The following is a 26,225-nucleotide window of genomic DNA, read 5'->3' as shown; positions in this document are numbered from 1 at the left end:
CAGATGGACTTTTTATCTATTGTACCACCGCTTGCTGCTGTCGCTTTGGCAATTGTCACGAAACGGGTACTAATGTCATTGTTTATCAGTATCTGGATTGGAGGGATGATTGCAGCAGGCGGTGATCCGTTTGCGGGTGTCGGGATAACGTTTACCTGGATGAAAGACGTGATGACGGATCCGTGGAATGCGCGCTTCCTGGTAATGACAGCGTTACTTGGGACTGGGGCCGCATTCATGTTTAAAACTGGTGGGTCCGCCGGGCTGATCAAAATGCTGGAAAAAAAACTGACATCAGCTAAACGTGTCCAATTTTTAGCATACATTTTAGGGATCGTGATTTTTTTCAATGATTATGTCAATACCGTTATTGTTGGGAATGCTTCTAAAGATATTACCGCGAAGCATAAAGTTTCAAGGGAAAAACTGTCGTACATATTGGATTCAACAGCAGCACCAATGGCAACACTTGGACCTGTCTCGGACTGGATTGGTTTTCAGGTCTCGTTGATTGCCGCTGCTTTTGCTGGTTTAAGTATCACCGGGGCTGAGCCATATTTTGTCTTCCTGCAGTCGATTCCTTGGAATTTTTATGCGATACTATGTTTGTTGGCTGTTCCAATGATTATTGCCATGAAGGATTTTGGACCGATGGCAAAAGCGGAGCACCGGGCGAAAACGACAGGTAAATTAATTCCGGAGGATTCAACCCCATTATCATCAGTGGACCAGGATTTGGGTGAGCCTTTTAAAAAAGAAGGAAGTGTATGGAACTTTATTTTACCGCTTGCAACACTTATTGGCGTAAGTGTCTGGGCATTGTGGTTCACGGGTGGCGGCGCTGAAGGAAAGTCCATCATGGATGCGTTGGCTGATACAAAGGTTGCAGTATCCCTGACATGGGGTGCATTTTCGATGACGTTAGTGGGTATGATTATTGCACTTTTTCAGGGGATGGATTTGAAAACATGCGAAGACACACTCCTGGGCGGGATACGGACGATGCTGCCGGCACTGATTATTATTGTGTTGGCATGGTCGATTGGTACCGTCACTTCGGAATTGGGAACTGCTGAATATGTTGTCAGTGTGACGGAAAGCTGGATGACAGCAGCACTTATTCCGTTTCTGATATTTATTATTGGCATGTTCATCTCGTTTGCTACAGGCACATCATGGGGGACGATGTCTATTCTGACACCGATTGCCATTCCGCTTGCCTATAGTTTTGGCGGTATAGAGCTAGTGCAAATTATAATAGGTGCCGTATTTGCCGGGGCAATCTTCGGTGACCATGTTTCCCCAATTTCGGATACTACCGTTATGTCATCGATATTTGCTGAATCAGATCATATCGCACACGTCAATACACAAATCCCATATGCATTGGTGCCTGCAGGAATTGCTGCAGTATTATTCCTTTCCTATTCTATAGTTGGAAATGGTTTTGTGCTTCTGATTGCGGGGATTATTATTCAGTTCTTCCTGATTCGGTATCTGGGCAACCGGCAACAACAAAAAACAAAGAATGAGGAAAGACTGCACGCCTGATTGAAACATATCGTAGCTAATGAGGAGGTAATGTATGAAGCATATCAATATAGCGTTGATTCCGGGTGATGGAATTGGACCGGAAGTCGTAGCAGAAGGAGTTAAAGTATTAAAAGCAATTGAAAATTTAGATGATAATCTTTCTTTCTCATTTACCGAATTTCCGTGGGGGTGTGAGTATTATCTGCAGGAAGGCAGAATGATGGCTGATGATGGAATCGAGCAGTTGAAAACATTTGATGCCATCTACCTGGGTGCTGTCGGCTATCCTGGTGTACCGGATCACATTTCACTTTGGGATTTGCTGTTGAAAATCCGGAAAGAATTTGATCAATATGTAAATCTTCGTCCAGTAACACTTTTGGATGAATCGTTAACACCATTGAAATCCCGAACCGATAAAGATATTGATTTTCTTGTGATCCGTGAAAACAGTGAAGGTGAGTACGCGGGTGCCGGTGACCGGTTATATAAAGGAAAGCCGGAAGAAGTCGTTTTGCAGACTGGAGTGTTTTCCCGCAAAGGTACAGAGCGGATTATCCGTTATGCCTATGAGGAAGCAAAACGTACCGGAAAAACTCTCACAAGCATCAGCAAAGGCAATGCTTTGAACCATTCAATGGTTTTCTGGGATGAGGTTTTTGAAGAGATTGGCAAAGAGTATCCGGATGTTGAAACCTCCTCCTATCTTGTCGATGCCGCAAGTCTGTATTTCGTCAATGATCCTGGCAGGTTTGAAGTTGTTGTCACATCCAATCTTTTCGGCGATATTTTAACAGACCTTGGTGCTGCATTGACAGGCGGGCTGGGACTGGCAACCGGAGCAAACGTGAATCCTGAAAAAGAATTCCCATCCATGTTCGAGCCTGTACATGGATCAGCACCGGATATTGCCGGAAAAGGACTTGCCAATCCGCTTGCTGCAATCTGGTCGGTCAGTCAGATGCTCGATTTTTTTGATGAGGAACGATGGGGCGCGATAGTCCTTGAGGTCATCCGGGAAATTATTAAGGAAAAAGACAACTTGACCCCGGATCTTGGCGGAAAAGCATCGACTGCAGATGTTGGCGGCAGAATTGTCAGTTTGCTGGAGAACAGAAAACAATAGGTATTTTAAAAGGATAGCCTATATTTACCAGGCTATCCTTTCGTTTATTTTATCCTGTTTAAGGCATGACCACCTAGTTGCGAGATTACCATGTCATCCATTGGCGGGTTATGGATTCCGGCACGGACGTCGCGGTAGTAGCGTTGGAGCGGGTTTTTTGCCGATAAACTGCGTGCTCCGGCCACCCTCATTGCGAGGTCAACAATTTCCACTGCCTGGTTGACCACCGACACTTTAACCGCTCCCAGTTCTGGCTGCATGTTTGCCCTTACCATCTCACTGCTTGCATCCCATTTTGCAGCGACACTGTACAGAAAACTGGAACTTTGCATGATGCGCAGTTCCATCTGACCCAGTTTTTCTTTCACATTCGGCAATTCCGAAATCGTTCCTTGAATGCTGTTTGGTGAGTATTCCGAAGCAAAAATGGTTGCGTACTCCTGTGCGGCACGGGCAATGCCAAGGTAACATGCCGGGATATGCAGCAGCCATCCGGCAGCAGCCTTCTTGCCTGGAGTCAGATAGCCAATCAAATCGTCCTCGCCAATATGAACGTTTTCAAGAACAAGGTCATGACTTCCGCTTGCCTTCATAGCGGTAGAATCCCACGTTTCATCAACGCTTACACCTTCGCGTTCGCGCCTGATTAAAAAATTCCCCACTTTATCTGAGTTTTCAATGGAGGCACTCACAACCGCGTACGAGAGAATTGGCGCCATCGTTGTAAAAGTCTTTCGGCCAGTAATTACCCAGCCATTGCCGGATTTTTTGGCGGTCGTTTGAGGTTTTCCGCCACGCGTAGGGCTTCCCGTGGCAGGTTCAGTAGCTGCATTATTCAACAGTGCTCCGGTTTCCTTGACATCATCGGCAAATGCCTGGAATTTTTTCCGGTCCCAGCTTTCATTTTCACCTGTATGTTTCGTAATACCCATATGCCAGCCAATCGAAAGAGCTGTTGAACCGTCTGCCTTCGCAATGATTTCCTGATGCTTAAGCATTTCGCACAGAGAAATTCCTAATCCACCGAATTTTTCGGGAATGGTCAAGGCCGGATACCCGATATCTTTCAGGTCATTAAAGTTATCAAAGGGGAATGTTCCTTCCCGATCGTGTATTTCGCCACGCTGTTTAAAAGGCTTCACTGTCTCTTTCATTAGATCGAGACGTTCTTCCATCGTATTTAAATCGGCTAATCTTTTCATTATATCATCACTCACTTTTATTCCAATTAATGATGTCGGATTTGTATTTCTATTATTCCATTTAGTATTTTTAAGTTCAAGAAAAGAAACTGGCTCGAACAGCTGATTTAAAATCGAGCATATATAATGAGCAGGAATTACGTATATCGCACCTGAAACCGAGCATAAAAGGTGTAAAATCGCGCATAAAATCAATCGTCTTTATTTAAGTCAAAAAGCGGAACCTGAATTAATCAGGTTCCACTTTATATAAGTATATTTTCCATGGGGACCCCGAACCTGCAGCTGTGAAGCTGCGTTCAAATGACAAACCATTTTCCTGATAATTTTCAATCGGCAGTGCTGAAAAAACGTAATCACCACCAAGCTTCCGTAGTGCTGATGTGTTTATTTCCAGGTTATCAATTACTTCATCACTCTGCTTCGTGAACAGATAATGCTTGCCGAGTTCTGCAACATACATATAAAGTCGGCTTCCCCATGTGTCATAGTAATTTTTGAGTGTTTTATTTTTTTCCAGTTCCGGGGCGATGATTTTCCGGAATTTTTGCTTATAGGAGAGCGGAAAGCTATTATTATACGTATCAAGCGTAAAAAATCCGTTGTACTGGGCAATCGTCGGATGCATGGCAATGCTGACAACCCGATATTCAGATTGATCCTTCCCGATGTATTCCTGTATATCATCGAACAAATCGACCGAATAAAATTCAGCAAACGTTGGGGTGTCAATGCTACTGTATTTGATTTCTTCATTCAGCCCAATAAGAATCCCCAGCTGTACCACCATCAATACGGAAACAAGCACTTTCCCAAACGGCAGGTGTCTCCACAAAATCCACAATGCCAGGGCAAAACAAATATACCAAATCATCGGGTCAAGAAAATGGATTCGGCTGAAATTAAACGTGTTGGCAATCATGAAGTTCTCTTTGACAATGCGCCAGCCTTCCCAGTACCAGAAAGCATACCAGAGGGAAAGAAATGCATTGAACAAAAACAGCGCAGTGAGCAGCCTCGGTTTGATATTATGCCGGGCAGCAACCAGAAATGCCAGACCAATAACCGGAATGATAATATACGTTTGGACAGCCATGTCATGTGTATGTCCGTTAATAAAATTGTCTGCAAACAATTCAAACGTATCAGTTAAATTGTTATGGCCTAGATTAAGATTCTCCCGGTGCGACGTGAATCCATCACTGAAAAACATGCCATAAATCAGAATATAGTTTTTGGCAAGATACAGTACCGTCATGCCTGCGATGGCTGTAAAAAACGGCCAATTAAACTTGTGAAGACGAAACCGGTCTATCAGCCAGAGCAGCCCAATCAAACCAAGGAAAAATACAAAGGTTAAGATAAAACTTGAAAAAAACGGAAGCAAAAATAGAATTACCCAATTATACTTTCGAACATTCCAGCCGTGCTTTCGGATATTTAGAAAAATATGCAGGGCGAGTGGCAATCCCGCAATTGACAGAAGTCCTGATGGCCAATAAGGGAGCAGGGCGAACCCTAAAGCTGTTCCTACTGTTATCCAAGGCTGGCGGATCCATCGCCGCAACAAAAGATACATGCCAAAAAACGCAGCAAACCGCATTACCGCCTGACCGATTGTATATGCAGTTATCGGCTCAAAAAGTACATAAAGCCAGACCACTATATCAAAAGGGGAAGCAAGTGTGCTTCGCGGCAGCCCGTTAATGACATTCGGCAACGTTCCCGTTGAAAAAAACTGGCCGCTTTCAACAAGAAGTTTATACCAGACAATGTTTGAATCAAGATTGTCGTGGACACGAATATGTGTATCCTCGCCAAGGATCAAATAAGGCATCAAATATGCGGCAATAATCAGGCAGGCAAGCAGAATGAGTTTATGACCTGAAATAGCTTTTGACATGGCTCGCCACATAATCGACAGTCTCTTCTCCCATTCCGTAATATAATGGCAGTCGCACAATTCGTTCACTTTCCCTGGTTGTATGTTGATCCCTGCCTGCCATTTCACCGTATATTTGTCCGGCATATGAAGAATGAAGCGGTACATAATGGGTAACGGCCATAATATCGTTCTTGGCCAGAAAGTCAATCAGTCCATGCGCCTCATCCGTTTTGATATAAAACATATGGGCATTATGTGTGCAACTGTCCGGAATAAAGGGAATGCCGATTTCATCTAAGTCACAAAGAGCGTTAAAATATTTATCCCAGGAATACATCCGGTCGGACAAAATATGTTTGGCGTTGTGCAGTTGTACAGATAAATAGGCTGCATTGATGTCGCTTAGGAGATAGGAGGATCCGATATCCCGCCAGGAGTACTTGTCGACCATTCCCCGAAAAAACTGCTGACGGTTTGTTCCTTTTTCCTGTAATATTTCGGCCCGTTCGATCATATCGATATCATTGATAATTAAAGCACCACCTTCACCACATGTGTAGTTTTTTGTTTCATGAAAACTGATGGTGCCGAAATGGCCGATAGTGCCGAGCGGTTTTCCCCTAAACGAACTCATTAACCCTTGTGCTGCATCTTCTATCACCCATAGATTGTCACGCTGGGCAATATCCATTACAGTGTCCATATCACAGGATACACCAGCATAATGGACGACAACGATTGCTTTTGTTTTGCTGGTAATTGCCTCTTTAATTGCTGAAGGAGAGATATTCATTGTCGCCGGATCCACATCAACAAACCGGATCGACGCTCCTCTTAGCGCAAATGCATTTGCAGTAGATACAAAAGTATAGGACGGCATAATAATTTCATCACCTTGCCCTGCATCAATGAGCAGTGCGGTCATTTCCAGTGCCGCTGTGCATGATGGTGTAAGCAGTGCTTTTTCACAATTCAGCTGATTCTCCAGCCAGTCGGTACATATTTTTCCAAAAGAACCGTTTCCGGAAAGTTTATTATGCTGCAGTGCTTTGCTGATTGTTTTGTCCTCGTCCCCCACATAACATGGCTTGTTAAACGGAATCATATTTTCACCTCACAAAGATTGGCTCGTTACGATAATGCCCGCTACAATCAGGGCCAAACCGAGTACTTTTTTTCCTGTCACCGGATCCCCAAATAAAAATACCGACAACAGAAAAACCAGAACAAATGACAAACTCATAAACGGGTAAGCATAACTGATATTAAATTTGGTCATGGCTGCCATCCAGAACAATGATGCGACAAATGCCGACATAAAACCTGACAAAATCCACGGATTAAGCAAAAGCTGCAGCAGGAACAGCAGCTTTTCCATCCATTCCTGGGGAAGACTGCCGGCTTGATCAATTTTCCATTTCAGCACCAGTTGTCCGTAGACGGTAAAAAAAATCGTTCCGAAAATATAGAGGTATCCCATGGTCACACGCCCGGACCGGATAGTTTATGGTACACATCAACAGTATCTGACAGCCTGAATCCCAGTGCATAAAAAAGATTCAAGGATGCAACATTAGCCGCTGAGATTGATGTGCGGAGCTGGTCATAACCCAGGTTGAATTGCTCCAGGCACCCCTGACTGGTGAACGCTTTGGCGAGTCCTAGTTTGCGGAAGTCTTTTTTAATCCCAAGAAGCAGGACTTTGTCATGAACATACCCATAGAATCCTACTGTTTGGCCGTTGTATTTCAATGCAAAAATATTGTCTTGCTTCTGCAGATCTTTTACCCAGTTCGCATAACGCAGATCAGCCAAGTGATTGGGGATGTGAAAATCCCGATGGAATCGCCCGTGCATGAATGCTTCATCGGCAATATGAGCAATTTGCTCCCAGTCATATTCGCGTGAGATAGATGTTCCATTTTTTTGGTAGATTGTTAAATTTTTTCGCTGGCAAACTGGTTCGATTAATGTATCCATGTAATAAAATCCATGTTTTAAAAGCAGTTCCGGATTTTCCAGCGGATTGACCTTAATGGTGAAGTGTCCATTAAGCGTGTCTGTTTTTTCGAGTGTTTCTTCTGAATAGTCGAGTATTTCATAAGTGTCAATATTGAAATTTCGTTTATCCCACGGTGTTTCACGTATTGTTTCCATATCATCATCTCCGTTCTTTCAGGTCTTTGGTCGTTTCCCGTATGAGGTAGAGTGGACGGGCTTTTGCTTCATTGAAGACTTTACCGAGATAAAGTCCCAGTACACCGAAATTGAAAAAAACCAATCCGCCGATAAAGTAAATGGAGACCATGACACTGGTCCAGCCCTGTACTGGCTGTGCCAGGAAAAAATACCGGATAAATAAATACAATCCGTATAAAAAGGACGCGAGGGCAATTAAAAATCCAAACTGAATCGACAGGCGCAATGGTTTATTGGACTGAGAAATGATGGCGTCCGTTGCAAGGGATACCAGTTTCTTGATATTATAAGAAGATTTTCCTTCCATCCGTGCACAATGTTCTATCTTTACAGTGTCGGTTTTGTATCCCATCCATTGAATAAACAAAGGAAAGAAGCGGTTTTGCTCCCGCATTCTTCTGAACCCATCGATAACTTTTTTGGAACTGATGCTGAAATTGGCAATGGTATGGTCAGAAGTGCGCCCCGTAAAATAATCATATACCCGGTAAAACATTTGTGACGTTTTGCGTTTGAACCAGTTATCCTGTCTTACTGCCCTGTTGCCGAAAACAACTTCAAACCCTTCCTGTGTCTTATCGTACAATGTTTTTATTTCTTCCGGTTTATCCTGCAGATCACAATCCATGACGACAATCCAGTCACCTGCAGTATAGTCTAGGCCGGCGGTTATGGCATGATGCTGTCCAAAGTTTCTGGCCAGATCAATTCCTTTAATCCGATCATCATTGGCCGCAAGCTGTACGATGGTTTGCCATGCATTGTCGGGGCTGGCATCATTGACAAAGATGATTTCAAAATGGGCTGGTATTTGTTTCATCGTTTCTGTAATTCGCTTGCTAAGCTCTTCTAAGCAGGTTTCACATCCGTAAACCGGGATAACTACGGAAATTAAAGGGTGGCCTGTTCCCATTTGCTAACATACCATTCCACAGTTCCCTGCATCCCCGTCTGCAGGTCCGTTTTTGGTTTCCAGCCCAGTGTGCTCCATAATTTAAATTGTACGCGATGAAGGTTAGATCCGATAAAAACGGAACTACCTGTAACGAGCAGTGTGTTATTCATTTTCCACCATTCCTAACATTGGGTTTCGGTCAATTTCTTCCCAGTATTGCTGTGTGTGTTTACGTGTGGCGATTTCCAGCAAATATTGACCGTAATCGGTTTTTTCCATTGCTTTACCTTTTTTAAATAATTCATGCTGGCTTATATAACCCATGTAGTAACTGATTTCTTCAAGGCAGGCAAGCTTAAACCCTTGTCGTTGCTGCGTTATTTTTACAAATTCGGCAGCATCAAACAATGATTCGTGTGTTCCGGTATCCATCCAGGCAAACCCTCTGCCCAGCAGCTGCACGTCAAGCCGGCCGCTTTTCAGGTATTGATTGTTCAGATCGGTAATTTCCAGCTCCCCCCGATTGGAAGGTGTCAGTCGTTTGGCAATGTTAACTGCCTGCGAATCATATATATACAATCCGGTAACCGCAAAATCTGATTTTGGATCAGCTGGTTTTTCTTCCAGTGAGACCGCCTTCTGTCTGTGATCAAACTCGACTACCCCAAATCGCTCGGGATCCTTTACACGATAACCGAATACTGTTGCATGCCGGTGGTTATCCAGTGCACGCCGGAACAGAGTCGTAAATCCCTGACCGTAAAAAATATTATCACCCAGAATCAGCGTTACATCATCATTACCGATAAAGTCTTCAGCAAGGACAAAAGCTTCCGGAATACCATTTGGTTCGGACTGTTCCATGTGTGTAAGCTTAATGCCAAATGCTGATCCATCGCCAAGGAGATTTTTGAACCGCGGCTTATCTTCCGGAGTACTGATAATCAGAATGTCTTTAATACCACCCAGCATCAGAACCGAAAGCGGGTAATAAATCATCGGTTTGTCAAATACAGCAAGAAGGTGCTTGTTGATGCTGGTCGTGCTTGGTGATAATCTGGTACCGTTTCCACCTGCAAGTATGATACCTTTCATATGAATCATCCTTTACAATTGGTTATATAACGCAATATACCTTTCTATATATTCTATTACCGCATTTCAGGCAAATAATCTTACAATTCGATTGCAATTTAATTACTTACTTTATTTTACATTTTGCTATGATGGGGTATAGGGATATTAATAATGCTGTTTTATTAATTTGCAATATTGATTTCGGAATTAATCACCAGTCGAATCCCCTCTGTGGTATTAATTCTGGTTCAATTGCAAAAGTCCTTCAAAAAAAAACAGCAAAAATGAAAAGTTTGCAATCTTATCGGAATATGCTAGAACAGAATCATAGAAATGGAGGGTGTGTATGAGGCAAAAAGTTGGTGTGCTTATTTTGCATGGTGCAGGAACCCCAGATCGTAATTTTGCTAAAAAAATGATAAAGCGGATTTCGGATTCTTTCTTGAAAAAATGCAAGCTGGACGAAGTGGATCTGGAGTTTGAACCGGTGTTCTGGTCGGCTGTATTTGAAAAGGAGCAACATGAACTCTGGCATAATATGCAGCAGGATGCAGATCTTGATTTCGGTCGATTGCGACGGTTTGTCATTGAATTTTTGTCGGATGCAGTTGCTTACCAGCCGACAATTGCAGGCGGACAAAATTATGATAAAGTGCATACGCTGGTCGCAAAATCCATCCGCCAACTCAAAGAACGTGTGGGAGCAAAGGCACCACTCTGCGTGATTTGTCACAGTCTGGGGACGATAGTCGCAAGTAATTTTTTCTATGATTTGCAGTACAGAAGAAGTAATATCCGGGCATTAACGAAGCAGAGTTCCGACGATACCCCAATTGAAAAATGTGAAACGATGGCATTATTTTATTCACTTGGCAGTCCAATGGCACTCTGGTCGCTTCGTTATATTGATTTTGGTTCGCCGATTACAGTGCCGTCGCCCAATATTACGAATCACTATCCCGGGCTAACAGGTGAATGGCTGAACTTCTATGATAAAGATGATATTCTGGCATATCCGCTCAAAGGTCTGAACGATGCGTACAATCAGGCAGTGACAGCTGATATAGAGGTGAATGCCGGCGGCCTGCTGACAAGCTGGAACCCGCTATCCCATGCCAAGTACGATACGGATGATGAAGTAGTTGACAGGATTACGGATGGTTTATTCAATGTTTGGAAAACCGTTAATGTCCAGTAACGTAAACAGTAATGTTCCCATGTTTAAGCAGGAATTTTTTCAGTAGTTGCCGAATTTATATATAGTAGTGGCTGATTAAACATGGGGGGATTCTGATGGAGATAATAGAGAATGAATCAGTAGAACCGGTAAAAAAACGAAATTGGAAAAAAATCATGCTGATTGCGCTTGGAATACTGTTGGTGATAAGCAGTATTCTTTTCTTTACAGTAAACGCCTTTATGAACCGGTCATTGGCAGAGACAGAAGGTACGATTGAATTGCCGGGTCTGCATGAAGAGGTCACTGTAATAACGGATGAAAATGGGGTTCCGCATATAAAAGCTGAAAACGCCCATGATTTGTACCTGGCACAAGGGTTTATTCAAGCACAAAACAGAATGTTCCAAATGGAGTTATCACGCAGACAGGCATCTGGAACGTTAAGTGAAGTTGTCGGGGAGGCAGTTGTTGATCAGGATAAATATTTCCGAACACTTGGATTAAGACGGGCAGCAAAGAAGTCATATGCAGTGTACTCAGATAAGGATAAACAGATACTCAAGTGGTTTAGTGACGGTGTTAATGCCTATATCAGACGGGCTAAAGAAAATAACAGTTTGCCGGTGGAATTTACGCTGATGGGGACCGAGCCGGATAAATGGACGCCGATCGACTCGTTAACGATAGGAAAATATATGGCGTTTGACCTTGGCGGGCATTGGGAAAGACAGGCGTTCAACTATTATGTATTAAACAATTTTACAAGAGAAAAGGCGTATGAGCTGTTTCCAGGCTATCCGGAAAATAAACCGACGATAATTGATGAAACAAAAGTAGATATTGCCGAAAGCTTCGCAAAAGCAGTCATTCCCCATACATTTAACGGCAGCAATAACTGGGTTGTCAGCGGGGAAAAGTCCAAGTCTGGAATGCCGCTCCTTGCAAATGATCCGCATCTGGGGCTTGCGACACCGTCGATCTGGTATCAGATGCATCTGGAGTCACCGGAAGTAAATGTCAGCGGAGTTATTTTTGCCGGCGTACCCGGAATTATTTTGGGGCATAACGAAAATATTGCCTGGGGCGTCACAAATACTGGTCCAGACGTACAGCAGCTTTACATGGAAAAACGCAATCCGGAAAATCCACATGAGTTTTTATATGAGGGTGAGTGGGAAAAGGCCAAAGTTATTGAAGAACCAATACATGTGAAAGGTGGCAAGACAATCGATTACGAGGTTGTCATAACCCGCCATGGACCGGTAATTTCCGAATTTGCCAATAAAAGTACACAGGATATGGTGTTGTCACTAAGGTGGACGGCACTTGAAGCAACAACCGAGCTTGCTGCAATACTGGATATCAACCAGGCATCCAACTGGTCAGAATTTGAAAAAGCACTGGAAAAATTTCTTGTGCCGGCGCAAAATTTTGTGTTTGCATCAAAAAATGGCACAATCGCCTATAAAGCAAATGGAAAAATTCCAATTTATGAGGATGGCGACAATGCACTGCTCCCCTTAAAAGGGTGGGAGAAAGAAAATAATTGGAACGGGTTTATCCCGTTTGATGAGCTGCCGACTGTCGTGAACCCGGAAAAGGGCTTCATAGCGACGGCAAACAATAAAATCATCGGTGATGACTATCCATATCATATCAGTAATGTCTGGGCACAGCCGTACCGGTACCAACGTATTGCCGAAGTGCTTGAAGCAGGTGGCAATTTTACGGTGAAAGACATGATGGCACTGCAGATGGATCAGATGAATTTGCAGGCACGCGAATTTGTACCGGTCTTTCTTAAGGCGCTGGAAGGTGCGGAATTGTCCAAAACAGCCGAACAGGCAATAAAGCTTTTAAAAAACTGGAACTATAAGGATAGTGTGGATGCCCCGCAACCATTAATATTTCATCGCTGGATGGAGGAAATAGAGCTGATTTTATTTGAAGATGCTATCCCGGATGATGTGATGGAACTTTTTGGCGGCAAAGGACAAACGACAGATAAAATTCTCCGGAAGGGTAATAAATCAGTGTGGATTCAAGATAAGGGCGGCATGCAAAACGTATTGCATCAGGCATTACAACATGCATTGAAGCCGCTGACGGAAACATATGGGAATGATTTGAAAACCTGGGAATGGGGCGACTATCATAAAGTACAGTTTTATCACCCGCTTTCAGCCATTAGCCCGGTACTGGAATACTTTTTCAATCGTGAAGATCCGATTCCTGTCGGCGGAAGCAGTGTAACGCCGATGGCGGCCAGTTACGCCCCGGAAACCGGTATTGTCGATCATGGCGCATCATGGCGGTTTGTTATTGACACAGCTGACATGAACAAAGGTTACCATATTGTTGGACCAGGTCAGGCCGGCCATTTTAAAAGTAAATGGTACCATGACCAGATGGATGATTGGGTGGAGGGGAATTATCATATGACGGTGACAGATGATATTAAAGGAGAAAAACTCCGACTGGTTCCATAGTGTTCTCCTGGCATAAATACTTTCAAACTGCATAAGTGTATTTAAGGTCGTCACCTAAGGGCTTAGAGACATTCAAGTTTTCTAAACAGTGCGATGGATAAATTCCTGTCTTAAGATACATCCTAGTGATATAACATGTTAAAGGGTGGTATCGAATGGATGTAGTAAGTATCCTGATTGTGATTGGGTTTGTTGTGATAGCACTGATTTTACTTATATTGCTTGCGGTCGGTATACGGTTGTTTTTCGAAGACCGGAGTCAGAGGCAGCATCCGGTATTACGCAATTATCCGGTGCTGGGACGGGTCCGGTACTTTTTGGAGAATATAGGTGCGGAACTGCGCCAGTACCTTTTTAACAACGATAGAGAGGGAAAGCCTTTTTCGCGAAATGATTATGCACATATTGTAAAAAAAGCCAAATATAAGCGGGATGTCATGGGGTTTGGTTCGCAGCGGGATTTTGAGGAAGCAGGATATTATGTTCGCAATTCCATGTTTCCGAAACTATCGGAAGAGCTGAAAATGGACCGTAAAACCAAGCAGACTACAGGACGTTATTTATTGATCAAAGAGCCTTTATTTTCACAGCGGGAGGAAGAATGGGAACAAGATGAATCTCCTGTTTACCTGCTTGATGAAGAAGATACAATCGTAATCGGGGAAAATTGCCGGTATCCTTTTAAAGCAAGAGGGCAGATCGGCATGTCCGCGATGAGCTACGGTTCATTGGGGGATCGTGCCATAACTGCACTTTCCGAGGGACTTGGCATTGCGAAAGGTACTTGGATGAATACCGGTGAGGGTGGTCTTTCTGATTACCATTTAAAAGGCGGTTGTGATCTTATTATGCAAATTGGTCCGGGGATGTTCGGTGTAAGGGACAAGGAAGGAAATTTCAACTGGGATGAATTACTGGAAAAAAGTAAAATACCGCAATTGAAAGCTTTCGAGGTTAAGTTGGCACAGGGAGCTAAAACACGCGGGGGACACGTTGATGGGGAAAAAGTAACCGAAGAAATTGCCCGGATTCGAATGGTTGAACCTTATGAATCAATTGACAGTCCGAACCGTTTCCCGGAATTTGCTGATATACCGTCATTATTTGATTTTATCAGCAAAATCCGTGAACATACCGGTAAGCCAGTTGGGATGAAAATTGTTGTCGGCAGCCATTTTGAGGCGGAAGATCTGGCAAAACATATGAAGGAACTTAATACCGGACCTGATTTCATTACGATTGATGGAAGTGAAGGCGGAACCGGTGCATCGTATCAGGAACTGGCAGACAGTGTTGGACTTCCAATACGGTCGGCACTTCCGCTTGTTGACTACGAACTGAAAAAATATGGTGTACGGGACAAGGTGAAAATTTTTGCTGCAGGAAAGTTATTTTCCCCTGACCGGGTTGCCATTGCGCTTTCCATGGGGGCGGATCTTGTCAACGTAGCCCGCGGTTTCATGATTACTGTTGGTTGTATCCAAACGCTGCAGTGTCATGCAAACTCATGTCCAGTCGGTGTGGCCACAACAGACCCGGACTTGCAAAGAGCCCTTGTTGTGGATGAAAAAAAATACCGAACCGCTAATTATGTTATCACGATGCGCAAAGGACTTTTCCGAATTGCAGCTGCGGCCGGTCTTGATTCCCCCGTTCATTTCGGTAAAGAAAATATTGTCTATAAGGACGATAAAGGCAAGACATGGTCACTTGATGATATTTATGAATCCATGATACAACATGATGGCAAAGGTTCCGCAAATGCCTAATTCAGGAAATGACTTCAGTTAAAAAAACTGGGGTCTTTTTTCGGTTCGTTGATTTGATGCGGCAGCAAATATTTGGTTAAAATGCATCGAATCTGCCGATGTACTGATTTTGAACAGACAAAGCAACTGATACGACTTATCAAGAAACTTGGAAAATAACGGTTCAGAATAATTGCTATTCAGACATTTCAATCTTATAATGAAACAAACATCCGAGAAAAAAGGGGGAGTGGGGTTGCCGATCAATGTTCCAAAAGAGTTGCCAGCAAGTGATGCTTTAAAAAAAGAAAAGATATTTGTTATGGATGAAGTTCGTGCCAAGACGCAGGATATTCGTCCCCTTAATATACTGATTTTAAATTTAATGCCTGAAAAGGAAAAAACGGAGTTGCAGTTATTACGGCTGCTGGGTAATACGCCGCTGCAGGTTAATATCAGTTTTCTCAGAACCGAAACACATCGGTCAAAACATGTTAGCCGTCATCATTTGGAAAATTTCTATACAACGTTCGAAAATGTTAAAAACCGCCGCTATGATGGGCTGATCATTACCGGTGCTCCAATCGAACATCTTGAGTTTGAGGATGTGAACTACTGGGATGAGCTGATGGAAATAATGAATTGGGCCAGTGACAATGTGACATCAACACTGCATATTTGCTGGGGGGCGCAAGCGGCTCTGTATCATCATTACGGAATCGAAAAATTTGCAATGCCGAAGAAAAGCTTTGGCATTTTTAAACATCAAATTTCTGATCCAACCGTAAAAATTGTGCGTGGATTTGATGAAATTTTTCATGCCCCGCATTCAAGATATACAAATATTTCTAAAGAAGCAGTCGAAAATAATCCTGCGTTAACATTGTTGTCTGTTTCTGAAGAAGGTGCGCCGTTTATTATTATGTCCAATGATGCCAAAAACATCATGGTAACCGGTCATCTGGAATATGACGCGACGACACTTGCCGAGGAATACAGACGTGATATCGATAAAGGGCTTGAAATCGATATCCCGGTTAATTATTTCCCGAATAACGATGTGAATCAACGTCCTCCTAATATATGGCGGTCACACAGTCATTTGTTGTTCTCCAACTGGCTGAACTATTATGTCTATCAGCAAACACCGTTTGAGTGGGAGTAGCTTCCAGGCAGATATTTTTTAAAAAAGCAGTCCTAATAAAGGCTGCTTTTTAATTTTATAACCCCAGCTTTTTAAGCCCATTGGCAATGCCATCGTCTGTTACGGAGGTTGTTCGGTGTTTGGCATGTTGAAAAAGATCCGGATGCGAGTTGTCCATTGCAAAACTTTCCCCAACAGAAGCAAGCATTTCCTTATCATTCATCCCGTCGCCAAAAGCGATTGCTTCTTCCGGTTTAATTTCAAGCAGCTTTAAGACCTGTTCGACAGCTTTTCCCTTATTAACATTTTTACGAATCACATCGTAGCAATCTTCCACACCTGCTGCCTGGACCGGTGACAGGTGTACCGCCGGATCAATATCATACAGCGTCTCTTCGGAGGGTCTTACATTTAATAAGGTGGCGCCGAGAATCTGATCGGTTTTGTCGCCGGTGAATAATTTATTTTGCTTTAACTTAAATGCGTCGATGAATTGGTTTACATGGGTTTTGGACAGGGTTGTGAAATAGTTGGCATCTCCTGTGTACAAGACCGCATCATGGCCGTGTTTATAGCCGATGTCCAGAAACTGTTGAATTATGTCCCGGCTGATTGGTTCATTTAAAACGGTTTTTCCTTTATGTACAGCATATGCACCGTTATATCCGATATAGGAATGGACATCCAGTTCACCGGCAAGCTGATCCAATTCATGAATTGGACGTCCGGTCGCAAAAAACACTTGAACTCCTTGTTCCGTCACATTTTTGATTGATTGTTTTGTTTGATCCGAAATGGTGTGGTCAGGTTTTAAAATAGTCCCATCAATATCAAGAAATAAAATTTTATATGTCATCATGTATCACTCCTGTCGTAAAATTCTCTTTGCATTGTAGCATATTCACTATGCGATGTATGCAAACATGTATTATTTGACAAGTGTAGATTTGCTGATTTTATCCGAAAATAAAAGGGAAGCAGGATTGAATTCTGTTTCAAAACCATGGGGAGTGATCAGCGATGGCCGATAACAATAACAATGATTTGCTGGTACCCGGAGCAAAGGGCTCAGTAGAGAATTTAAAAGAGGAGATTGCCAACGAACTCGGTGTTCAGCCCGGTGCTGACACAACTGCACGTGAAAACGGAGCAGTTGGTGGTGAGATGGTAAAACGCATGATCAGAATCGCTGAATCAAGTATGTCCAATAAAAATAAATAGACGAGGTATGAAGTTATGGCATAAGATTTCGCTATGCATGGCCACCGCTGAATATTGCGATGGCCAATTTTTTTCAGATAGTTCTACTTACCATTTTTCATTTTCTGACTCCAGCCATTCTTCAATTGTGCGGACAACTGATTCAACAGTCCCATCCTCGAATGGTGACTGAAGGTTAGCTGCTTCAACCAGACCGAGGAATGACTTGGATCCGCCAAGCTTACATAAATTCAAATAGTCGTCCCATGCTTTGGATCCTTCCTCGCGTGACCGTTTCCAGAACTGAAATGCACAAATTTGAGCCAGCGTATAGTCAATATAATAAAATGGCACATCATAAATATGGCCCTGCCGCTGCCAAAAACCACCAGTTTCCAGGTATGGGTGTCCATCATAATCCCGGTGCGGCAGATAGGTCTCCTCAAGCTGCTTCCATGCTTGCTTTCGTTCAGCAGGTGTCCAGTCCGGATTTTCGTAAACAAGATGTTGAAATTCGTCAACCGCAACACCGTACGGCAAAAATTGCAGTCCGTCCGCCAGATGGGAATACTTATATTTGTCCGTATCCTCTTTGAAAAACAGCTCCATCCACGGCCATGTAAAAAACTCCATGCTCATCGAATGGATTTCCGCTGCTTCATATGTAGGCATCAGATATTCCGGAATGCCGATGTTGCGGCTGGAATAAAATTGGAAAGCATGTCCAGCTTCATGGGTCAGTACATCAATATCAGCTGACGTTCCATTGAAATTGGAAAAAATAAATGGTGACTGATAATCTTCAATGAATGTGCAGTAGCCACCTGCTTCTTTCCCTTTTTTCGCTTCCAGATCCATCAGATGATGATCCAGCATAAATTGAAAAAATTCGTTTGTCTCATCGGAAAGTTCCCGGTACATCTTTTTCCCGTTATCAATTATCCACTCCGCGCTTCCTTTGGGGGTTGCATTTCCGGTTGGAAATTCAAAAGCTTCATCATAATATTTCAATTTTTCCACACCAATCCGTTTCGATTGTTTTTTGTACAATCGAGTAACGAGCGGGACAATTGATTCACGAACCTGTTTGCGAAAAACTTCCACCATGTCAGCATTATAATCAATTCGCAGCATGCGGACATAACCAAGCTCCACAAAATTTTTGTATCCCAGTGATGTTGCAATCGTGTGACGGGTTTTGACGAGCTGATCATAGATATCATCAAATTTGTCTGCATGATCCGCAAAAAAATCAGCACTTGTTTCGATGGCCTTTTTGCGGATGGACCGGTCTTTATGCTGGGCAAAAGGACTAAGTTGAGCGAGTGTGTAGGTTTCACCTTGAAATTCCACCTGTGCAGATGCCACCAGCTTTGCGTATTCGGATGATAACTTGTTCTCTTTTTGCAGCAATTCCATCACTTCAGGTGAGAATGCTTTAATTTCATGTTCCGCTATCTGAAATAATTGGGGGCCCCAGTGTTCTTCCAGTTTATCACGGAAAGGTGATTGGAGAAGTTCTTTGTAGAATATGGTATTCATTTCCGTAATTTCCGGGTCGACTTCATCAAAAAAGTCACGTTCGTTTTGGTAAAATGAATCATTTGTATCGATTGATGCACGGATGTACACCAGGTTGGAAAGGGTGGACAGCGTGTTTCTGAAGTTATTTATCGCTTTAATGGACTCATTTTGTTCATCAATGTTTGCCGCATTCGATAATGCTGTCAAAAGGCTGTTGAACTCTTCTCTGGTTTCTTTCATGTCCGGCCTTTTGTATGGATAATCTTCAAAAGTTTTCATGATATTCCTCCTCCGTTATATGTAATTTTCGACATATTATTGAAAAATCCTTTTCCGAATGCAAAATATATTATAAGGTGAAGTCGAACAACATAATTTTTTGGGAAGTTGCAAAAACTGTTGAAGGAGGAGAAATATATGAAATCAAAGTTCGACATACCAATGGAAAAGAAAGACGATATGGCTGAGGCAATCAGGGGATACTTTGAAACGGAACGCGGGGAAGATATCGGTAATCTTGCAGCTATGCTGCTGCTGGATTTTATCATGGAGGAAATTGCTCCTGCATTCTATAATCTTGGGGTGGAGGAGAGTCAAACATATATAAGTGAGAAACTCGATGATATGTACGGTATCATGAAGTAAAAGCAGACATGAATTAAATTGACTTTATAATTGTTACTAGGTAAACTGGAAGTAAATTTGATATAGAAAGATGAGGTGATTTTGATGTTTGGTACTGCCCTTCTTATTGGACTGGTGGCGTTAATTGTTTTAATGGTTTTAAACATCATCATCAGCAAGGCTTCATCCTACAGTAAATATACAATATACATACCAGCAATTATTGTATTTGCTATTGGATTGATTTTGATATTTATTTCAGTAACTCAAAATATTGTAGTATCAGGGTTAGGTCTTGGCGGATGGGGAATTGCATTTTTGTTCGCTGCAGCAGTAACAGCAATCGCCACTTCCATTGTGGACTCGGGTCAGCACTCGTAAACGAAAGCAACCACTTCATTCGGTGTGGTTGCTTGTTTTATGTTGACTTTCAAGATTGCTTGGTTGTACTGCTATTTTATAAGAAACGTATTTCCATCCCGCTGCTCAACTTTTTGCTCTTTCATCAGTTTGCCGAGGGCACGTTTGAATGCGGCTTTACTGATGTTGAATGTCCCGCGGATATCCTCCGGGTCGCTCTTATCATTGAATGGAATGATCCCGCCATTTTGTTCTAAGTGAATTAAGATATTGTCGGCATCTTCAATTCGGCTTTCTTTTTTTAGTGGTCTGAGCGAGATGTTAATGGATCCGTCCTCTTTCACATCAATGACTCTTCCCTTAACCAATTCACCGAGCCGCGGTTCTGTTTTCCGTTCGGTATGGTGAATAAAGCCACGGTGATTATCATCAGTGATGACAGTCGCTCCTTCTTTACTGGTTCGGTACACACGGCCAGTAACTGCCTCGCTTAAAATACCTTCAGGCGCAGCTTCCCATACATGTTCAAATGCGTTTTCCGAAGCAGGAATGGCAAGCAGTCTTCCTTTCCGGTCCTTTCCCAGTGTAACAAATAGTTTGTCTCCTTCCGAGGGCCAAACATCTTCAAACAGTGGCAGGTCATCCACGGAGACAAGTATTTCCTTTGTAGTTCCGATATCAACAAACACACCTAACCCCGGAATTTTTTCAACAACTTCTGTCCATCCAAATGTATCCATGTAAACAAATGGAATTTTCCCGGTTGCAACAGTTTGTCCTTTTTTATCGGTATATAAAAAAACTTCGACATGCTGCCCGGGCTCCAGCTCATTATCTGTTTCGTTATGGTGCAAAAGCACATCGCTATGCAGTACGTATCCAGTGTCGATTTTGCGTATCACTTCAAGTGTCTGAATTGTTCCTGGTTTCATTGAAAATCCGTCCTTTTGATTTTAAATTGGAAAAGGGGCACCCTCACTACAAGAGTACCCCTTTGATTGACAAAGTAACACATAAGTTTTATATTCATGTTTATTTTCCGACTGTATCCAGTCGGATTGGAAATCGATTATTTCAGTTGATTTCATTTGCCGCGGTAAAGTTCCACTGGTGTTTTCTAACTTAAGCAACGTCAGCCCTACCTGCTCTGACGTCCTTGCGACCCCGAAGCCGCGCCAGTGTGAGTAAGCATCTACAAAAATCACGAGCAGAATGCCAAAAATTACCACTTACTTGCTACTTTTAAAATGTACCAAATATAATAGTCTCATAAACAGCGAAGAATGTCAAGTATTGGGAATGTGGTCAGCTCCAACTCGATCGGGAAAATACTCAAGACGATCGGGGAAAACTGGCTCATGACAAATAGTTTTCCAACTGAACAAAATGCTTATTGCCAGCGTAATAATTATTAACAGAACAACTTACTCGAGCGCTGGCAGGCTGTATGATAGACTAATATAAGATAATATTTAACGTTTAGCGTCCCATTACCGGAACTATATTTTTGTATCTGCTAAAATGCATCGAAGCTTTCACCCAGAAACTTGGTGACAACCAGAATAATGGAGAGAGAATTATGGAATTGTTTTTTCAGGTTGTGCTGCCGATTATGGCAGTATTTGGTTCAGGTTATTTGCTGCAGCGAATTCGAATTTTGGATGTGAAGTCCCTTGCGACAACATCCATTTATATTTTTTTACCTGCACTTGTTTTTACATCATTTTATGAATCAAACTTCAGTCAGGGATATACTGTCATCATTGCGTTTGCATTATTTTTACTCGTAATGATGGTTGTAATTAATAAATTGCTTGCACACTTCTTCAAATGGGAGGAATCTGTGGAAAGTGGAGCAATCTTGACAACTGCATTCATGAACGGAGGGAATTATGGTGTACCGGTAATGCTTTTCAGTTTGGGGGAAAAGGCATTGCCTTATGCGGTGTTCTTTATGGTATTTCAATCGCTTGTCATGAATGTCATCGGTGTTTATTACGCCTCACGCGGTACGAGTGGAGTTGAGCGTGCGTTCAAAACAGTGTTCAAAATGCCTGCCACCTATGCAGCCATTTTAGCATTTGTATTTCAGGCAATCTCATGGGAAATACCGGAACCGGTTTTTTCAACCATTTCAATGCTTGGGGATGCTGCTATACCACTCATGATGGTTATGTTGGGGATGCAGCTTGCTTCAATCACATCACTGAAGTTTAATTGGCAGGTTATTACTTCATCGGTTATTGTACGCATGCTCGTTTCACCGCTGCTGGCATTTTTGTTTATTTGGGTTGCCGAGCCGGATCCATTGATTGCTTCCATCCTTGTGATTGTCGCCGCTATGCCAAGTGCCGCAACAACGACTATGTTTGCGATTGAATTTGATACAGAGCCTGATCTTGTTTCCAGCATTACGCTTGTTACAACGTTGGTTAGCATTGTATCGGTAACGGTACTCTTGAATCTGATTGCCTGATGTTTGTTTTTCCATGCGAGGGGGAACCTTAATGGAAAGTACAATGGAAGGGTGAAAGAATGATACGCACAATTTTAATGATCATTGGTGCCATTGTAGTAATAGGCTGGATCATTTCCATTTTATAAGCAATAATATCGCTGACAGGAGATCCCTTGTCAGCGATTTTAGTTTTGGAGTTAAATTGACATCGTATATTATTTTATATATTCTTAGCATATTATGAAAAAAGAAACGAAGCAGCAAAAAGTGTATAAAGGTTTGAAAAAAAGAATTATTGAACGGATTTATGTCCCGGGGCAACGGATCGTCATCGATCAGATTGCCAAAGAAATGGACACAAGCACGATTCCAGTCCGGGAAGCAATCCGTCAGCTTGAATCGGAGCGGCTTGTGGTATACAGGCAAAATGTGGGTCCGGTTGTTTCCGAGGTGAATGAAAATGATTACTCGGATACATTACGGGTGCTCGCGTTGCTGGAAGGGTATGCGACCGCATTAAGTGCGAAAAGATTCCCGCGGGAAAAACTGCCAGTGCTGAAGGATTTAAACCAACAGATGAAGGAGGCTCTGGATAATATTGATATTCTGCATTTCGGAAAATTGAATGCTGAATTTCATCGGGTGATATGTGAAGAATGTAACAATCAGTATCTGCTGGAATCAGTCAGGGATACATGGAACAGGCTTGATTCGATCCGGGGATTGGGGTCAATGTTATACTCGCTTCGAGTGAAAGAATCCATTAAGGAGCATACAGAAATCATACGGTATTTTGAATATGGCGGATCTTTTTCCGAAATCGAACAACATTCACGCATGCACAAAATTAGAACGGCGGAGGATTTTGAACGACGTCGATTAAATCAGATGGAGACAGATAACCCTGTCGGATAACTTCACGAAAAAGTTATCTTGCAGGGTTAATTTTATGGAGAGTTGTTGATAGGAGATGGAAAGTTCTTGGTTGAAACCGGTAGTTGCCGGTTTCCTGTCCTGCACGGTGTAACGAATTATATGAATAATACACGTTGACATTATATACTAAATCATATACGATTTAATTGTTCAGAAAATTTATAGAAATCCGACTGTAAAGGTCTGCTTTAATGAAACGAAACGGAGGGAAAAACGGATGGCGTACGAGGAAGTAAAACGGCGTTTTAGAGGCTCAATATCACCTGTTATTACACCGTTTCATGAAGATGAGCGCATTGATTTTGACAAATTCAAAGAGCTAATTAACTGGCATATTGAAAGCGGCAGTCATGGAATTTCCGTTACCGGGACATCCGGTGAACCGAGCTCCATGTCGGTTGAGGAACGGATAACCGTGATGGAAACAGCGTGTAAAACAGTAAGTGATCGTGTTCCATTTATCCCCGGAACAGGTTCCACAAATCACCAGGAAACGTTAAGTATGACGAAAGCAGCTCAGGAAATGGGAGCAGACGGGGCATTGGTGATTGTTCCATACTACAACAAGCCCAATCAGCATGCATTGTATAAACATTTTAAAGCGGTTGCAGATTCGGTAGACATTCCGATTATTTTATACAACATTCCCGGTCGAACAGCGGTAAATTTGAAAGCGGATACAATTGCTGCGTTGGCAAAAGATTGTTCGAATATTATCGGGGTAAAGGAAGCGAACAAGGACTTTGAACATGTTAATAAAGTCCTCTTGAAAGCCGGACGCGATTTCAATTTGTATTCAGGGATTGAAGTGCTTTGCTATCCGATGCTGGCAATCGGCGGTGCCGGTCATATAAGTGCGACCGCGAATGTAGCACCAACTGAGGTAGCCGATCTTTACAATAAATGGGAGGCGGGGGATGTGAAAGGTGCGCAAGAATTGCACTACCACTTAATGCCGCTCAATGATGTGCTGTTCCGCGACACGAATCCGGCTCCGGCCAAAACGGCACTCGGTATGATGGGTAAAATAAAACCTGTGCTTCGAAAGCCGCTTGATGTGCCGTCTGAGGAAGTACAGGAGGAAGTTCGCTCAACCTTAAAAACCTATAATCTACTATAAAAGAAGGTGAGTTGTTTGGAACATAGAAAAGTGGATGATGTGCAGTTATACATCAATGGTGCTTTTACAGAAGCAATAGGTTCAGAACACTTTGATAATTATAATCCGTTTACAAATGAAATTACAAACAAGGTAGCAAAAGGTGACAAGGCGGATATCGAAAAAGCGGTTCAGGCAGCTGATCACGCATTTTACCATGGTCCGTGGGGCCCCCCCGGCCCCGGTCCTGGTATGAAGCAGAAGGAACGGATGGCATACATCGAAAAAGTTGCTGACTTGATTGCGGATGAAGCAGAAGAGATTGCTGTTCTGGAGTCGCTTGATACGGGACTTCCTATCAGTCAGACACGCAAGATGACCGCACGTGCAGCAGAAAATTTCCGGTTTTATTCGCGGATGGTTCAGTCGCGTATGCATGGAGACGCGTACCAGGTGGACGATGAATTCATCAATTATACTGTTTATCAACCGCTCGGTGCTGTTGGTTTAATCACTCCATGGAATGCACCATTTATGTTGACAACGTGGAAAGTTGCACCAGCGCTGGCAGCAGGCAACACGGTTATTTTGAAGGCTGCAGAGCTATCCCCGCTCAGCGCAAACCGTCTGGCAGATATCATCGATCGAGCAGGATTACCTGATGGGGTGTTTAACGTGATTCACGGATACGGGGAAACGGCTGGTGATGCCCTTGTTAAAAGCGAAAAAGTGAAAGCGATTTCATTTACAGGTGAAACAGTGACAGGTAAAACGATTATCAAAAATGCTGCTGATTCATTGAAGAAAACATCGATGGAACTTGGGGGAAAGTCACCGCTTATTGTGTTTGATGATGCTGACTTTGAACGTGCATTGGATGCGGCGGTATGGGGGATATTTTCCTTCAATGGCGAGCGTTGCACAGCGAATTCACGTGTGTTTCTCCATACAAATATCAAAGATAAATTTATTGAAGCATTACGGCAGCGGGTGGAGAAAGTAAAATTGGGGGATCCAATGGACCCGGCAACACAACTCGGACCGTTGATTGATAAAGGTCATTATAACAAAGTGTCAGGTTACATTGATCTGGCAAAGAAAGAAGGCTGTGAAGTTGTTCAGGGAACGGTGCCACCGGAAGTGAAAGCAGGGAACTTTGTGCCGCCAACATTGTTTCTGAACGCCACCAATGACATGCGTGTCAGTCAGGAGGAAATTTTCGGACCAATTATGTCGGTCATCGAATTTGAAACAGAAGAAGAGGTAATTGAGATGGCAAACGGCACTGAATACGGTTTGGCGGGTTATGTCTGGACAAATGATATAAAACGGGGGCATCGGGTTGCGCAAGCGGTAGACTCCGGCATGCTTTGGGTCAATGCACAAAATGTCCGTGACTTAAGAATACCGTTCGGCGGGATGAAGGGAAGCGGCATAGGGCGTGAAGGCGGACACTTTGCCATCATGGAATTTTATACAGAGCCAAAAGCAATCCATGTATCAATAGGTGACCACCGGATACCGGAATTCGGAAAATAATACGAGG

The 26,225-nt window shown here is 42.9% G+C and carries 23 protein-coding genes; 13 read left to right on the top strand and 10 right to left on the bottom strand.

Going from position 1 to position 26,225, the window contains the following annotated elements:
* Positions 1 to 3: 3 nt before the first annotated feature.
* Both HUX68_RS08145 and HUX68_RS08140 read left to right on the top strand, forming a co-directional pair.
* Positions 4 to 1,551, top strand: coding sequence for a Na+/H+ antiporter NhaC family protein (locus HUX68_RS08145; protein ID WP_174614358.1), 1,548 nt, complete (start codon positions 4 to 6; stop codon positions 1,549 to 1,551).
* Positions 1,552 to 1,585: 34 nt separating this feature from the next.
* The gene (locus tag HUX68_RS08140) at positions 1,586 to 2,659 is read left to right on the top strand and encodes a tartrate dehydrogenase (RefSeq protein WP_174614357.1); all 1,074 of its coding nucleotides are present in this window, start codon (positions 1,586 to 1,588) and stop codon (positions 2,657 to 2,659) included.
* A gap of 44 nt (positions 2,660 to 2,703) precedes the next feature.
* On the opposite strand, the gene HUX68_RS08135 is transcribed toward HUX68_RS08140, so the two are convergent.
* The 7 genes from HUX68_RS08135 to rfbA all read right to left on the bottom strand — a co-directional run bounded on the left by HUX68_RS08135 (position 2,704) and on the right by rfbA (position 9,935).
* Positions 2,704 to 3,861, bottom strand: coding sequence for an acyl-CoA dehydrogenase family protein (locus HUX68_RS08135; protein WP_174614356.1), 1,158 nt, complete (start codon positions 3,859 to 3,861; stop codon positions 2,704 to 2,706).
* Between the two features lie 229 nt (positions 3,862 to 4,090).
* Positions 4,091 to 5,764 (bottom strand): DUF6044 family protein, encoded by a 1,674-nt coding sequence (locus tag HUX68_RS08130; protein ID WP_246206631.1) that lies wholly within the window; start codon positions 5,762 to 5,764, stop codon positions 4,091 to 4,093.
* Complete coding sequence (gene rffA / locus HUX68_RS08125) at positions 5,739 to 6,851, bottom strand: dTDP-4-amino-4,6-dideoxygalactose transaminase (protein WP_174614354.1); 1,113 nt, start codon at positions 6,849 to 6,851, stop codon at positions 5,739 to 5,741. Before rffA ends, HUX68_RS08130 begins: the two co-directional genes overlap by 26 nt.
* Positions 6,852 to 6,860: 9 nt before the next feature.
* Positions 6,861 to 7,226: an EamA family transporter gene (locus tag HUX68_RS08120; RefSeq protein WP_174614353.1), complete on the bottom strand. Its 366-nt coding sequence runs from the start codon at positions 7,224 to 7,226 to the stop codon at positions 6,861 to 6,863.
* A gap of 2 nt (positions 7,227 to 7,228) precedes the next feature.
* Positions 7,229 to 7,903 (bottom strand): GNAT family N-acetyltransferase, encoded by a 675-nt coding sequence (locus HUX68_RS08115; RefSeq protein WP_174614352.1) that lies wholly within the window; start codon positions 7,901 to 7,903, stop codon positions 7,229 to 7,231.
* 4 nt (positions 7,904 to 7,907) lie between these two features.
* The gene (locus tag HUX68_RS08110; protein WP_174614351.1) at positions 7,908 to 8,858 is read right to left on the bottom strand and encodes a glycosyltransferase family 2 protein; all 951 of its coding nucleotides are present in this window, start codon (positions 8,856 to 8,858) and stop codon (positions 7,908 to 7,910) included.
* Between the two features lie 144 nt (positions 8,859 to 9,002).
* The gene (rfbA, locus tag HUX68_RS08105) at positions 9,003 to 9,935 is read right to left on the bottom strand and encodes a glucose-1-phosphate thymidylyltransferase RfbA (RefSeq protein WP_174614350.1); all 933 of its coding nucleotides are present in this window, start codon (positions 9,933 to 9,935) and stop codon (positions 9,003 to 9,005) included.
* Between the two features lie 328 nt (positions 9,936 to 10,263).
* Here rfbA and HUX68_RS08100 point away from each other — a divergent pair, with 328 nt between their 5' ends.
* The 4 genes from HUX68_RS08100 (at position 10,264) to metA (ending at position 16,499) form a co-directional block, all read left to right on the top strand.
* A complete protein-coding gene (locus tag HUX68_RS08100; protein ID WP_174614349.1) occupies positions 10,264 to 11,115 on the top strand; it encodes a chemotaxis protein in 852 nt (283 codons plus the stop codon).
* Between the two features lie 95 nt (positions 11,116 to 11,210).
* A complete protein-coding gene (locus tag HUX68_RS08095) occupies positions 11,211 to 13,586 on the top strand; it encodes a penicillin acylase family protein (RefSeq protein ID WP_174614348.1) in 2,376 nt (791 codons plus the stop codon).
* A gap of 155 nt (positions 13,587 to 13,741) precedes the next feature.
* On the top strand, positions 13,742 to 15,355 hold the full coding sequence (locus HUX68_RS08090; protein ID WP_174614347.1) for an FMN-binding glutamate synthase family protein: 1,614 nt from the start codon (positions 13,742 to 13,744) through the stop codon (positions 15,353 to 15,355).
* Positions 15,356 to 15,590: 235 nt separating this feature from the next.
* The gene (metA, locus tag HUX68_RS08085) at positions 15,591 to 16,499 is read left to right on the top strand and encodes a homoserine O-acetyltransferase MetA (protein ID WP_174614346.1); all 909 of its coding nucleotides are present in this window, start codon (positions 15,591 to 15,593) and stop codon (positions 16,497 to 16,499) included.
* Positions 16,500 to 16,554: 55 nt separating this feature from the next.
* On the opposite strand, the gene HUX68_RS08080 is transcribed toward metA, so the two are convergent.
* Entirely contained in the window at positions 16,555 to 17,337 is a 783-nt protein-coding gene (locus tag HUX68_RS08080; protein ID WP_174614345.1) for an HAD family hydrolase, read from the bottom strand.
* A 161-nt stretch (positions 17,338 to 17,498) separates the two neighbouring features.
* Between HUX68_RS08080 and HUX68_RS08075 the strand changes: the two genes are divergently transcribed.
* Positions 17,499 to 17,699, top strand: coding sequence for an alpha/beta-type small acid-soluble spore protein (locus HUX68_RS08075; protein WP_174614344.1), 201 nt, complete (start codon positions 17,499 to 17,501; stop codon positions 17,697 to 17,699).
* Positions 17,700 to 17,786: 87 nt separating this feature from the next.
* Here HUX68_RS08075 and HUX68_RS08070 read toward each other — a convergent pair whose 3' ends face one another.
* A complete protein-coding gene (locus tag HUX68_RS08070; RefSeq protein ID WP_174614343.1) occupies positions 17,787 to 19,481 on the bottom strand; it encodes a M3 family oligoendopeptidase in 1,695 nt (564 codons plus the stop codon).
* A 138-nt stretch (positions 19,482 to 19,619) separates the two neighbouring features.
* Between HUX68_RS08070 and HUX68_RS08065 the strand changes: the two genes are divergently transcribed.
* Entirely contained in the window at positions 19,620 to 19,847 is a 228-nt protein-coding gene (locus HUX68_RS08065) for a DUF2164 domain-containing protein (RefSeq protein ID WP_174614342.1), read from the top strand.
* An 84-nt stretch (positions 19,848 to 19,931) separates the two neighbouring features.
* A complete protein-coding gene (locus tag HUX68_RS08060; protein WP_174614341.1) occupies positions 19,932 to 20,207 on the top strand; it encodes a hypothetical protein in 276 nt (91 codons plus the stop codon).
* A gap of 71 nt (positions 20,208 to 20,278) precedes the next feature.
* Here HUX68_RS08060 and HUX68_RS08055 read toward each other — a convergent pair whose 3' ends face one another.
* Positions 20,279 to 21,118, bottom strand: a complete 840-nt coding sequence (locus HUX68_RS08055) for a CvfB family protein (RefSeq protein ID WP_174614340.1) — start codon at positions 21,116 to 21,118, stop codon at positions 20,279 to 20,281.
* A gap of 647 nt (positions 21,119 to 21,765) precedes the next feature.
* Between HUX68_RS08055 and HUX68_RS08050 the strand changes: the two genes are divergently transcribed.
* From HUX68_RS08050 to hpaE, 4 genes are all read left to right on the top strand, one after another.
* On the top strand, positions 21,766 to 22,662 hold the full coding sequence (locus HUX68_RS08050) for an AEC family transporter (RefSeq protein ID WP_174614339.1): 897 nt from the start codon (positions 21,766 to 21,768) through the stop codon (positions 22,660 to 22,662).
* Positions 22,663 to 22,884: 222 nt separating this feature from the next.
* Entirely contained in the window at positions 22,885 to 23,559 is a 675-nt protein-coding gene (locus tag HUX68_RS08045) for a GntR family transcriptional regulator (protein WP_174614338.1), read from the top strand.
* A gap of 238 nt (positions 23,560 to 23,797) precedes the next feature.
* Entirely contained in the window at positions 23,798 to 24,700 is a 903-nt protein-coding gene (hpaI, locus tag HUX68_RS08040) for a 2,4-dihydroxyhept-2-ene-1,7-dioic acid aldolase (protein ID WP_174614337.1), read from the top strand.
* Positions 24,701 to 24,715: 15 nt separating this feature from the next.
* Positions 24,716 to 26,218, top strand: a complete 1,503-nt coding sequence (gene hpaE / locus HUX68_RS08035; protein ID WP_425509508.1) for a 5-carboxymethyl-2-hydroxymuconate semialdehyde dehydrogenase — start codon at positions 24,716 to 24,718, stop codon at positions 26,216 to 26,218.
* Positions 26,219 to 26,225 lie beyond the last annotated feature (7 nt).

This window comes from Virgibacillus ihumii (assembly GCF_902726655.1).
Classification (GTDB): Bacteria; Bacillota; Bacilli; order Bacillales; family Amphibacillaceae; genus Lentibacillus; species Lentibacillus ihumii.
This window is presented reverse-complemented; position numbering and strand designations above follow the sequence as displayed.

Coding starts and splice junctions, on each gene's coding strand:
- HUX68_RS08145 (WP_174614358.1), top strand. CDS start 4: ATGGACTTTTTATCTATTGTACCACCGCTTGCTGCTGTCGCTTTGGCA.
- HUX68_RS08140 (WP_174614357.1), top strand. CDS start 1,586: ATGAAGCATATCAATATAGCGTTGATTCCGGGTGATGGAATTGGACCG.
- HUX68_RS08135 (WP_174614356.1), bottom strand. CDS start 3,861: ATGAAAAGATTAGCCGATTTAAATACGATGGAAGAACGTCTCGATCTA.
- HUX68_RS08130 (WP_246206631.1), bottom strand. CDS start 5,764: ATGTCAAAAGCTATTTCAGGTCATAAACTCATTCTGCTTGCCTGCCTG.
- rffA (WP_174614354.1), bottom strand. CDS start 6,851: ATGATTCCGTTTAACAAGCCATGTTATGTGGGGGACGAGGACAAAACA.
- HUX68_RS08120 (WP_174614353.1), bottom strand. CDS start 7,226: ATGGGATACCTCTATATTTTCGGAACGATTTTTTTTACCGTCTACGGA.
- HUX68_RS08115 (WP_174614352.1), bottom strand. CDS start 7,903: ATGGAAACAATACGTGAAACACCGTGGGATAAACGAAATTTCAATATT.
- HUX68_RS08110 (WP_174614351.1), bottom strand. CDS start 8,858: ATGGGAACAGGCCACCCTTTAATTTCCGTAGTTATCCCGGTTTACGGA.
- rfbA (WP_174614350.1), bottom strand. CDS start 9,935: ATGAAAGGTATCATACTTGCAGGTGGAAACGGTACCAGATTATCACCA.
- HUX68_RS08100 (WP_174614349.1), top strand. CDS start 10,264: ATGAGGCAAAAAGTTGGTGTGCTTATTTTGCATGGTGCAGGAACCCCA.
- HUX68_RS08095 (WP_174614348.1), top strand. CDS start 11,211: ATGGAGATAATAGAGAATGAATCAGTAGAACCGGTAAAAAAACGAAAT.
- HUX68_RS08090 (WP_174614347.1), top strand. CDS start 13,742: ATGGATGTAGTAAGTATCCTGATTGTGATTGGGTTTGTTGTGATAGCA.
- HUX68_RS08080 (WP_174614345.1), bottom strand. CDS start 17,337: ATGATGACATATAAAATTTTATTTCTTGATATTGATGGGACTATTTTA.
- HUX68_RS08075 (WP_174614344.1), top strand. CDS start 17,499: ATGGCCGATAACAATAACAATGATTTGCTGGTACCCGGAGCAAAGGGC.
- HUX68_RS08070 (WP_174614343.1), bottom strand. CDS start 19,481: ATGAAAACTTTTGAAGATTATCCATACAAAAGGCCGGACATGAAAGAA.
- HUX68_RS08065 (WP_174614342.1), top strand. CDS start 19,620: ATGAAATCAAAGTTCGACATACCAATGGAAAAGAAAGACGATATGGCT.
- HUX68_RS08060 (WP_174614341.1), top strand. CDS start 19,932: ATGTTTGGTACTGCCCTTCTTATTGGACTGGTGGCGTTAATTGTTTTA.
- HUX68_RS08055 (WP_174614340.1), bottom strand. CDS start 21,118: ATGAAACCAGGAACAATTCAGACACTTGAAGTGATACGCAAAATCGAC.
- HUX68_RS08050 (WP_174614339.1), top strand. CDS start 21,766: ATGGAATTGTTTTTTCAGGTTGTGCTGCCGATTATGGCAGTATTTGGT.
- HUX68_RS08045 (WP_174614338.1), top strand. CDS start 22,885: ATGAAAAAAGAAACGAAGCAGCAAAAAGTGTATAAAGGTTTGAAAAAA.
- hpaI (WP_174614337.1), top strand. CDS start 23,798: ATGGCGTACGAGGAAGTAAAACGGCGTTTTAGAGGCTCAATATCACCT.